General features: G+C 64.8%; 8 protein-coding genes. All 8 read right to left on the bottom strand.

From position 1 onward, the window contains the following. A partial coding sequence (locus HP547_RS25130) for a HupE/UreJ family protein (protein WP_172288082.1) occupies positions 1–371 on the bottom strand: 371 nt, incomplete at its 3' end. 18 nt (positions 372–389) lie between these two features. Continuing rightward, entirely contained in the window at positions 390–887 is a 498-nt protein-coding gene (ureE, locus tag HP547_RS25125; RefSeq protein WP_172222858.1) for an urease accessory protein UreE, read from the bottom strand. A 34-nt stretch (positions 888–921) separates the two neighbouring features. Then, positions 922–2,625: an urease subunit alpha gene (ureC, locus tag HP547_RS25120; RefSeq protein ID WP_172288079.1), complete on the bottom strand. Its 1,704-nt coding sequence runs from the start codon at positions 2,623–2,625 to the stop codon at positions 922–924. Further along, on the bottom strand, positions 2,622–2,939 hold the full coding sequence (locus tag HP547_RS25115; RefSeq protein WP_172232224.1) for an urease subunit beta: 318 nt from the start codon (positions 2,937–2,939) through the stop codon (positions 2,622–2,624). Before HP547_RS25115 ends, ureC begins: the two co-directional genes overlap by 4 nt. A 19-nt stretch (positions 2,940–2,958) precedes the next feature. After that, the gene (locus HP547_RS25110) at positions 2,959–3,261 is read right to left on the bottom strand and encodes an urease subunit gamma (RefSeq protein ID WP_172232227.1); all 303 of its coding nucleotides are present in this window, start codon (positions 3,259–3,261) and stop codon (positions 2,959–2,961) included. A 9-nt stretch (positions 3,262–3,270) separates the two neighbouring features. Continuing rightward, positions 3,271–4,104 (bottom strand): urease accessory protein UreD, encoded by an 834-nt coding sequence (locus HP547_RS25105; RefSeq protein WP_172232230.1) that lies wholly within the window; start codon positions 4,102–4,104, stop codon positions 3,271–3,273. A gap of 247 nt (positions 4,105–4,351) precedes the next feature. Next, positions 4,352–5,266, bottom strand: coding sequence for a tyrosine recombinase XerC (xerC, locus tag HP547_RS25100; protein ID WP_172288076.1), 915 nt, complete (start codon positions 5,264–5,266; stop codon positions 4,352–4,354). Between the two features lie 216 nt (positions 5,267–5,482). Then, positions 5,483–7,744 (bottom strand): ATP-dependent DNA helicase, encoded by a 2,262-nt coding sequence (locus HP547_RS25095; RefSeq protein WP_172288084.1) that lies wholly within the window; start codon positions 7,742–7,744, stop codon positions 5,483–5,485. Positions 7,745–7,750 lie beyond the last annotated feature (6 nt).

The following is a 7,750-nucleotide window of genomic DNA, read 5'->3' as shown; positions in this document are numbered from 1 at the left end:
CCATGAGCCCAGCCATGGAACAGGGCGAATACCGGCATGGCCATGGCCATCAGTACTTGACGGCTTGGTAGCAGTACAGCCCCGGCAGCCACCAGCAGCGACACGGCGATCATGCTCTCCATGCCCAGCACGTCGCCGAACAGGTGGCCACACACCGCGCCCCCGAACATCGCCGCCAGGGTGGCCAGCGGCAGCGTCAGGCTGCGCCGGGTCAGCGCGGCGAGCACGCCGGTGCCCAGCAACATCAACAGGTGGTCAAGGCCGGTCAAGGGGTGCAGCAGGCCGTCTTGCAGGGGGTTGCCATCGTGCCCGGGGTGGGCAAAGGCTGGCAGTGCCAACATCAGCAGAAACAGGGCGAAAGTCTTTTTCATCGGTTGCTCCAGGGCAGATCAGGAATGGGCAGGCAGGCGCACGAACGGGTGATCGTGGCCGTGGCCATGGCTGTGGCCATGTGGCGCACTCTGGTAGGCGCCGGCTTCAGGCTCGAACGGGGCCTGTTCGGCTTGCACCGTCAGACCAAGCCCGCGCAGCATGTCGTCCAGTACATGATCGTGCTGGAAGCGCAACAGGCCAGGCTCGATCTGCAGCGGGACATGGCGGTTGCCCAGGTGGTAGGCCGCACGGGCCAGCAGATGCGGGTCGGCGCAGCGCACGGTGGACACCGCCTCGGGCGCGGCCAGCACGCGGATCAGCTGGGTGCCATCAGCATCCGCCAACAGCTCACCGCCGCGCAGCAGGTGGCCGCGCTCCAGCATCAGCCCGGCTTCGCGGCCATCATCAAGGGTTACCCGCAGGCGGCTCTTGATGCGGCTGTCGACATCGAGGGTAACGGTGCCGGTCTCGTTTAGCTGTCCGGGCTCGGTAATACGGCGGGTCAGGACAATCATCGGTGCTCCTTCAAAACGGGCTTCAGAACAGGTTTCAGAACAAGAAGTAGCGCTGCGCCAGCGGCAGTTCCGTGGCAGGCTCGCAGACCAGCAGTTGGCCATCGGCACGCACCTGGTAGGTCTGCGCATCGACCTCGATCAGCGGCTGCAAGGTGTTGTGGAGCATGTCCGGCTTGCGCACCCGACGGCAGCCGTTGACCACGCCGATCAGACTGCGCAGGTTCAGTTCCTCGGCCAGGCCGCGGTCCATCGCTGCCTGCGGCAGGAACGTCATGCGGGTGGCATGCCGCGCTGCGCCAAGGGCGCCGAACATCGGCCGGTAGTGCACCGGTTGCGGCGTCGGGATAGAGCCATTGATGTCGCCCATGGGCGCGGTGACGATCATGCCGCCCTTGATCACCAGGGCCGGCTTGACCGCAAAGAACGCCGGCGACCACAGCACCAGGTCGGCCAGCTTGCCAGCCTCCAGCGACCCTACCTCGTGCGCGATGCCATGGGTCAGCGCCGGGTTGATGGTGTACTTGGCGATGTAGCGTTTGACCCGGAAGTTGTCGCTGTAGTCGGTATCCGGTGCCAGCGGCCCGCGGCGCAGCTTCATCTGGTGAGCGACCTGCCAGGTGCGCAGCACCACCTCGCCGACCCGGCCCATGGCCTGGGAGTCGGACGACGTCATGGCAAAGGCGCCCATGTCGTGCAGGATGTCCTCGGCAGCGATGGTTTCACGGCGAATGCGCGACTCGGCGAAGGCCACGTCCTCGGCAATGCTCGGGTCAAGGTGATGGCACACCATCAGCATGTCCAGATGCTCGTCCACGGTATTGACCGTGTACGGCAAAGTCGGGTTGGTCGAGGACGGCAGCACGTTGGCCTGTCCCGCCGCGCGGATGATGTCCGGTGCATGGCCACCCCCAGCACCTTCGGTGTGAAAGGTGTGAATGGTGCGGTCGCCGATGGCGGCCAGGGTGTCCTCGATACAGCCGGACTCGTTGAGGGTGTCGGTGTGGATCGCCACCTGAATGTCCATTTCCTCGGCCACGCCCAGGCAGCAGTCGATGGCGGCCGGCGTCGAACCCCAGTCTTCATGCAGCTTCAGGCCCACCGCACCGGCGGCGATCTGCTCGCGCAGCGCTTCAGGTCGCGAGGCATTGCCCTTGCCGAGCAGGCCGATGTTGATCGGCAGGCTGTCGGCGGCCTGGAGCATGCGCGCCAGGTACCAGGGGCCGGGGGTGCAGGTGGTGGCGTTGGTGCCAGTGGCCGGCCCGGTGCCGCCACCAATAAAGGTGGTGACGCCGCTGTTCAGTGCCTCGTCGACTTGCTGCGGGCAGATGAAATGGATATGCGAGTCGACGCCGCCGGCGGTGACGATCTTGCCCTCGGCCGCAATCACTTCGGTACCCGGGCCGACCGGCACGTTGACGCCCGGCTGCACGTCCGGGTTGCCGGCCTTGCCGATCACTGCGATGCGCCCGTGCTTGATGCCGATATCCGCTTTGACGATGCCCCAGTGGTCGATGATCAAGGCGTTGGTCAGCACCAGGTCCATGGCCTCGGCGGCCAGCATCTGGCCTTGCCCCATGCCATCACGGATAACCTTGCCGCCGCCGAACTTCACCTCTTCGCCATACACCGTGAAGTCCTTTTCGACCTCGACCCACAGCGCGGTGTCGGCCAGGCGCACACGGTCACCCACGGTCGGGCCGAACATGTCGGCATAGGCCTGACGGGAAATACGGCTCATGCCCTGCCCTCCAGCGGGCCCATCACCTTGCCCTGAAAGCCGTAGACCACGCGCTTGCCGGCGTACGCCACCAACTGCACGGTCCGCGCCTGACCGGGCTCGAAGCGCACGGCGGTGCCGGCAGGAATGTCCAGGCGAAAGCCCAGGGTCGGCGCGCGGTCGAACACCAGCGCCTGGTTGACTTCATGAAAGTGGTAATGCGAGCCGACCTGTACCGGGCGGTCGCCATGGTTGGCCACGCAAACGCTGACCGTTTCACGGCCGCAATTCAGTTCGATGTCGCCGCTGGCGACCTGTATTTCACCTGGGATCATGCAAGGCTCCGGGGCAGTTTCAGACAATGGGGTCATGCACGGTCACCAGCTTGGTGCCATCCGGGAACGTCGCTTCGACCTGCACATCGGGGAGCATTTCAGCTATACCGGGCATTACCTGGTCGCGGCTCAGCACTTCGCGCCCCAGGCTCATCAGTTCAGCGACGGTGCGGCCATCGCGGGCGCCCTCCAGCACTGCGGCACTGATCAACGCTACGGCCTCCGGGTAGTTGAGCTTCAGACCACGGGCCAGGCGCCGTTCAGCCAGCAACGCGGCGGTGAACAGCAGCAGTTTGTCTTTCTCTCTTGGGGTCAGCTCCATGGCGCTCTCTCAGGTGGCCCAGATACGCGGCGGGCAGGCGGGCAGGCCGAGGACGGCCGGGCGCAGTACATGCCACAGGCGTTGCAGGGTGTGTTGCAGGTGTTGGTTGTCATGGTCGAGCAGGCGGATCACCAGCAAAGAGCCGAGCAGGGTCGCACCGGCCGGGTTGCCCAGTGCTTCGAGCAGCGGGCGCACCTGTTCCAGTAGCGCCTGGTCGGCAGGTGCGGCACAGAAGGTGGCGAGCAGCGGGTGCCCGCCAAGCTTGTCCAACTGCCCGCCTTCGATACGCAGCCGCTCATGCAGGCCGATTTCATCGGCCTGCTCGATGTGCAGCCGGCTGTCCAGGGCGCCCTGCTCGAAACGCTCGTTCATCACCGGGCGACCCAGGCACAGGGTTTCCCACGCCAGCAGGCGGGCCCCGGGCTCAAGGGTGAAACGGCTGTCGAGGCTGGCGCGAGCGCCGGAAAAAAAGATGCTGTCCTGTGGCAGCCATTCCAGCGTGCTACCGCTGGCCAGGTGGAAGCGCTGCGCAAGGCGCGCGGTGGGGCCGATGCTGCGGTAGAACTTGCTGGCGCCGGGCATGGTCAGCAGCGCGTGGCTGCCAGGCTCCAGATGAATGTCCAGTTCCAGGCGATCGCCAGCGACGATGCCGCCAGGTGGGTGCAGCACATAGACGTGGCATGGCGGACCTTCAGGATAGAAAGGCCGCTGCACCAAAAGAGGACCGAAATGCCGCCGCGCACCAAGGCGGGTCACACCGTCGCGCTTGACGAAGCGCAGCTGCAGATGGGCGCTCCAGCCTGCGGCATCCTGTTGTTGTTCGATCTGCTCCGCGAGCGACATCCTGCGGCCCCTGAAATCCGTGGCCTGCTGGCCGTTTAGAGGGTCCGCCGTGGGCGCTTGGCAGCGCCTGCGGCCTGGCCACTCGATCAAATTCGCAGGCTGGATATAGCAGGTTGCGGGCCAACTCCGCAGGTGAATGAAGATGAAACTATTTTTTGCGGGCGCTCTGGAATGGGGCGTACGGGGGATATTGTGTTTGGGCTGACAGGTGCAATCCTACTGCCCCCCCCAAAAAAAACACTGAAAGTCAGTAGTCGAACCGGTCCACCGCACGCCGGCGTTCGTTGTCATCACGCCGGTCATAACTGGCCGTGGTCTGGATATTGGCATGGTGCGCCAGCTTCTGCGCAATCGACAGGTCATGCTCTTCGATCACCCGGGTAATAAACGCGCGGCGAAAGTCATGCGGCATGATCTTCACCCCCACCTGCGCACCGCGCTGGCGGGCGATGTAGTAGATCGCATGCTTGGTGATCCGCGCGCGGGTGATGTGGCTGCCACGACGGATGCGGTTGAACAGGAACGCGTCGTCTTCGGCCCCTGCCGGCAGGTCTTCGCGGCGCAGGTCCAGCCACGCCTGCAGCTTTTCAAACGCCCAGGGCGGCGCATACTTGATCAGCTGGCGGTTGCCCTTGCCCAGCACCTGCAGGCTACGCGCCTCGAAATCAACCTGATCCAGGTCGATGTCCACCGATTCCGACTTGCGCATGCCAGTGCCGTACAACAAGGCAATGATCGCTGCGTCGCGCACCCCCTGCGGCCGCGGGTCCGCCGCACACACGTCCATCAGTTCGCGGATCAGGCTGCGGCGCAGGTTGCGCCCTGGCGGCAGGCGGCTGCCGGTGGCCGGCTTGACCTCGCGAATGCGCAACAACTGCTCATGGTCGATCAGGCCCTGGCGCCAGGCTTCGTTCATCACCCCGCGAATGGCGTTGACGTATAGCGACGAACTGTTGGGCGCATAGCCGTCGGTGCGCAGGGCCGCCACCAGGGCGATCACATGGCCGGGCTCCAGCCGATGCCAGGGCACCTCGACGAGGTTGCAGTCGACAAAGCCCAGCCGGTCGGCGGCGTCCTGAAGAATGTAGCGCATGGTTTGCTGGCTGGATGGGGCCAGACGGGCCATGTACTGCAGCAGCGGGTTTTTCGAGAGGTCGGACAAAACGTGAATCCTGTAGCGGTGCGTCGGGCCGCCAGCGCAACGGCCAAACTCTGAAGCAAGTCATAACGACAGACGAGCGAGTCTCGATGACCGTACTGCACGTCATGCGGACTCAAAGAAGTGCCATCACCTTGATATGCAAGGCGTTTGAAACTGGCACGGGTCGTGATCTTACCCCAATTGCAGCCCTGAACGAACCAAGGCCCGCCCACCGGATCAGCCTATCGCTGCCGGCCACCAGCCCGGGAACATCTGCTGTACCCTCGGTTCGGCAAAGCGCTCATCGATCAGCACCAGCACACCACGATCCTGATCGCCCCGAATGACCCGACCGGCCGCCTGGATCACCTTGCGCACGCCGGGGTACAGATAGGCGTAATCGAAGCCCGCACCAAACTGGCGCCCCAGCCGCTGCTTGAACTGCTCATTGACCGGGTTGACCTGGGGCAGCCCGAGCGTGGCAACGAATGCACCGATCAGCCGCGTCCCCGGCAAATCCACGCCTTCGCCAAAAGCACCGCCCAATACGGCGAAGCCGATGCCCTGGCCATCGGTGACGAACCGATCCAGAAACGTCTGGCGCGCCGCTTCATCCATGCCCGGTTGCTGCGCCCATATGGGAATCTGCACATGCTGCTCGGCCAGCAACCCGGCTACCTGCTGCAGGTATTCAAAGCTGCTGAAGAATGCCAGATAGTTGCCCGGCATCTGTTCATACTGGCGGGCAATCAGCTCGACAATGGGTGCCAGTGAGGCCTGGCGCTGCTGGTAGCGGGTGGAGACCTGGCTGGCAATGCGTACTTCCAGCTGCTCGGGTCGAAATGGCGCCGCCACCTCCAGCCACGCGGTGTCGGCCGGCATGCCCAGCAGGTCGCTGTAGAAGTGCCGCGGACTCAGCGTGGCAGAAAACAGCGTCACACTGCGTGCCGCTTGCATGCGCGGGGCCAGCAGGCGTGCCGGGGTGACGTTGCGCAGGCACAGGGTCGCCAGTCGGCGCTTGCGCGGGCCTTGGCGCTGGCTGATGTCGAACAGAAAATGCTCGTCAAACAGTTCAGCAACCCGGCTGAACTGCAACGCCTGATAGAAGAACTGCAAAACCTGCGGGTCCATGTGCGCGGGCGACTGGTTCATCTGCTCCTGGATCAGCCCGATGCACTGCTGCAGGGCACGCAACAAGGATTCAGGCAGCGACTCGCTGGCCTTGTAGGGCGCACGCTGCTCTTTGTACAGCGCGTTCCACTGACGGTTCAACCGGTCCAGCGCGCTGACCAGCCCGTGTGGCTTGCTTTGGCGCAAGGCCAGCAGCTGGCCCTGGTCAAGGCTGGCGCTGTACATGTTGCGCCCGCGCTCGACCAGGTTGTGCGCCTCGTCCACCAGCACCGCGACGCGCCACTGGTTCAGCTGAGTCAGGCCGAACAGCAACGCATGCGCATCAAAGTAGTAGTTGTAGTCGGCGACCAGCACATCCACCCAGCGCGCCATCTCCTGGCCCAGGTAATAGGGGCACACCTGGTGCGCCAACGCCACTTCGCGCAGCTTGGCACGGTCCAGCAAGGGCACGGCCGCCGCGGCCTCGCGCGCTGCAGGCAGGCGGTCGTAGAAGCCTGCGGCCAATGGGCAGGACTCGCCATGGCAGGCTTTGTCGGGGTATTCGCAGGCCTTGTCGCGAGCAATCAGCTCCAGTGTGCGCAAGGCCGGCTGCGGCGTGGCAGCGGTAATCTGGTGCATGGCATCGAGGGCCAGTGCCCTGCCCGGCGTCTTGGCGGTGAGGAAGAACAGCTTGTCCAGTTGCTGCGGCGCCATGGCCTTGAGCAGCGGGAACAAGGTACCGAGCGTCTTGCCGATGCCGGTGCTGGCCTGGGCCATCAGGCAGCGGCCGGTGCTCACCGCCTTGTACAGTGTTTCGGCCAGTTGCCGCTGGCCCTGGCGGAACTGGGCATAGGGAAAGCCCAATGCCTGTAGCCCATCGTTACGTTCGGCCATGCGCCGCTGCTGATACTGGGCCCAGGCCAGAAAACGCTGGCACTGGGTTTCAAAAAAGGCCTGCAGCTCGTCAGCCGTGCAGTGCTGGCTGATCAGCGTCTGGCCGTCGCTGTCGACATCCAGGTAAACCAGCGCCACCTCGATGGCGGGCAGTTGCCGTGCCTGACACATCAACCAGCCGTAGACCTTGGCTTGCGCCCAGTGCAACTGGCGGTGATTGGCGGGCTGGCGCGTCAGGTCACCGCGGTAGGTCTTGATCTCTTCCAGGCGGTTGTGGGCCGGGTCGTAGCCGTCGGCGCGGCCGCGCACCCGCAGGGTGTCGAACTGGCCTTCGAGGGTGATTTCCGACTGGTAACCAGCAGCGCGCCGCGCCACTACCCGCCGGTGCCCTTCGATGCCTTCCTGGGCGGACGGCGATGGCGTGAAGCGCAGGTCCAGGTCGCCGACCTTGGCGCTGAACTCGCAGAGGGCGCGCACTGCCACGCTGTAGCTCAAGACGCC

Source organism: Pseudomonas sp. CM27, assembly GCF_013179515.1.
Lineage (GTDB): Bacteria > Pseudomonadota > Gammaproteobacteria > Pseudomonadales > Pseudomonadaceae > Aquipseudomonas.
Note: the sequence above shows the minus strand (reverse complement) of the source record. Positions and strands in the feature narration are given on the sequence as shown.